Below are 2,704 nucleotides of genomic sequence, written 5' to 3'. Positions count from 1 at the left end.
ATCGTATTGTCCATGACTCTTACAGCATTCTTATTGATGGAAAAGTATCTATGAGAGAAAGACATGGGTTAAAAGCATAGAATTATCCCAATTAGCAAGTGATGAAAGCGCCTTCCCTTTTAATCTGTCAAGGACGATTTAAAATTTTATAAAATCGCCGGTTTACTTTTTTAGAATACAGCCGAAATTCTGTCGCCGCACGGCCGGTCTTCGGAGGCTTCGGAGCCGGTTCTGTTACATTTTGATCTGGTATTTGTTGTCCTCGCGCAAATCGAATCTGACATCCTCCATTACGACATACCATTTATTTCCCAACTCCAGCCGACACGGGATAGATTTTTGCCCGATATATAATCCAAAACTCTCTCCGCACTGAAGGGCATAATCGTTTCCCCGCAGATGCACATACCATTGTTCTTCCTGCCGGTCATAATACATGCTGCTTTTGTTCATCGCCATCCCCCCAATCTGCCCTTTGAGGGATCACGCCCGCCTGAATTTTTTCCTTCAGGCGGTAGGAGTCCCCGCGAATGTTGAAAACAGAGCTATGATGCAGGAGCCTATCCAGAATGGCTGTGGCCAGGACGGGGCTGCCAAGCATGTCTCCCCACTCGCTGTATGATTTATTGGATGTGATAATCAGGGAACCTTCCTCATAGCGCTTGGAGACAATCTGAAATAAGATTTGCGCGCTTGTCGGATCAAAAGGCGCATATCCAATCTCATCTATGATCAGAACAGTCGGCCTTGCATATTGTCGCAGAAATTTTTTGATCTGATTGTTTTCGGCGGCTTCTCTGGCAGATTCGATGAAGTCATCGGCCCGGACGAACAAGGCGGTCTGCCCCTGGTCAATGATCTCCAAGGCGATCGCAATAGCCAGATGGGTCTTGCCTACGCCAGGCGGCCCCAAAAGGATGACATTGTGACCGTCACGATAAAAGGAACGAGAGACAAGATCACGGATCCGTTTTTCGCTGACACCAGGCTGGGCAGTGAAATCAAACTCGGTCAAGGTTTTCACGAAAGGGAACCGCGCCTTCTTGATACGGCGGTTCCAGGACGCCTCCTTTTTGGCATTTTCTTCGTGATGCAGGATGGTGCTTAAAAATTCAGCGTATGTTATACTTTTGGCAGAAGCCTGTTCCAGGATGGCGTCAAGGTCTTGAGCCACTGACTTCCATCCGAGGTCCAGGCAACGGTCATGCAGGTCATCCAAGGCTAGCATCATACAGATTCCTCCTCTTGCAGATTCTCATAATAGTCGAGGGATCGGACTTCTACTTCCGGAGCTTTCTGAACATGCGGGGAGGTCGCCAAACCCATATCCCCTTCATCAGAAGCTCCTTTTATTTTTGGCAGGTGTTCCGGCCGGTAAATGAATGTTTTTCGCGGATCCCTGTTCAGCTCATACTCAGCTATCTTCTGCTGATGGTCCCATATTTCAAATGTCTCTCTGTTTGTCCACCGGATTCGTACCTCTTTGAGCGATGGGGTGCTGGGCACGGAATATTTCTTTGATTTGACGGAAATATATCCGTCTTTGACCAAACGTTTTTCCCATTTCACCACCACATAGGGCTTAATTCCCCCGATCGGCAGCAGCTGGTTTTGTTCTTCTTTAAATCGTTCATCAGGCGGGACTCCGGTTGTCTGGTTCGGTTTGGCATTGGCCACGGTTTCCAGCCAATACAGGGCATCCCGGTTCCAGGCTTCCAAAGAAGGATCATGCTTTCGCTGCAGGAAGTTTCCTCGGACATATTTCACCGAATTTTCCACTTTCCCTTTCGTCCTGGGTCTCCCTGGCTGACAGAGAGTCACTTGGAATCCGTAATAGAAGGCGAAGTCATTGAATTCCGATGTAAGGATGATTTCCTTCTTCAGCCGTTGTTGGACTACGGTTTTCATATTATCGAACAGAATCTTTTTGGGAATACCACCGTAATATCCGAAGGCTTGGATCATACACCGCAGGAAGGTATCCATTTTCATATCCGTGGTGAAGCACAGGTAACGTTTCCTTGAGTAGCTCATGGTCATGATGAATCCGTAGGTACGTTTGCGCTGTCCATTCATTTCCCGGATGCCACAGTCCATCCAGTCCACCTGGGCCTGTTCGCCGGGCGCGGTCTCATATCTCGGGATGCCCTGTTTCCCCGGTGTTTTCCGGTAAGGTTGTACAAAGTCTTTCAAGATCGTTTTCTTTCCTGAATAGCCTTTTTCCTGAATCTCTTCGAACAGAACCTCACAATTGGTTGTACCTTCCTCAATTCGTTGTTTTATGTATTCTTTAAACGGATCCAGCTTGCTTTTTCTGTTTGGCCGCGTTTGTTTTTTTGGGATTTCTTCCGTATATTTTTTTGCCGTGGGCCAACTGATGCCCATTTCTTCCGCAATATCCGTAATGCTCCATCCTTTCTTATACAGATCTTGAATCATCCAGAATACCTCTTCCCTTGTTTCATAGTTCATTTTTCTCTCCTCCCGTAATAGATTATAAATCTATTACGGGAGGAGAACGTCGAAACTCTAAAGTTTTATTCCGGCTATATTCTTAATTTTACATCCGGCTGTACCAAATCTACACTTGGCAAATAACGGCAAAGTGAAAGCAGTGCCTAATATAGGATTAGCAAAAAAATTAATAAAAGGTGCGGTTATACATGGATTATTATATGACAATCTCCGAAGCTATCAAACTGCT

At 46.2% G+C, this 2,704-nt stretch carries 3 protein-coding genes; all 3 read right to left on the bottom strand.

Going from position 1 to position 2,704, the window contains the following annotated elements; genetic code table 11:
• Window positions 1-234: 234 nt before the first annotated feature.
• Genes ACFSCZ_RS17430 through istA form a run of 3 tightly spaced genes read right to left on the bottom strand, consistent with a single transcriptional unit; the run spans window position 235 to window position 2,472 of the window.
• Window positions 235-453, bottom strand: coding sequence for a DUF5348 domain-containing protein (locus tag ACFSCZ_RS17430; RefSeq protein WP_318282821.1), 219 nt, complete (start codon window positions 451-453; stop codon window positions 235-237).
• On the bottom strand, window positions 428-1,231 hold the full coding sequence (istB, locus tag ACFSCZ_RS17425) for an IS21-like element helper ATPase IstB (protein ID WP_380775732.1): 804 nt from the start codon (window positions 1,229-1,231) through the stop codon (window positions 428-430). Before istB ends, ACFSCZ_RS17430 begins: the two co-directional genes overlap by 26 nt.
• Window positions 1,228-2,472: an IS21 family transposase gene (istA, locus tag ACFSCZ_RS17420; RefSeq protein WP_144522103.1), complete on the bottom strand. Its 1,245-nt coding sequence runs from the start codon at window positions 2,470-2,472 to the stop codon at window positions 1,228-1,230. The genes istB and istA overlap by 4 nt, the downstream gene beginning before the upstream one ends.
• Window positions 2,473-2,704 lie beyond the last annotated feature (232 nt).

This window comes from Siminovitchia sediminis (genome assembly GCF_042680885.1).
Taxonomy (GTDB): Bacteria; Bacillota; Bacilli; order Bacillales; family Bacillaceae_C; genus Siminovitchia; species Siminovitchia sediminis.
Note: the sequence above shows the minus strand (reverse complement) of the source record. Positions and strands in the feature narration are given on the sequence as shown.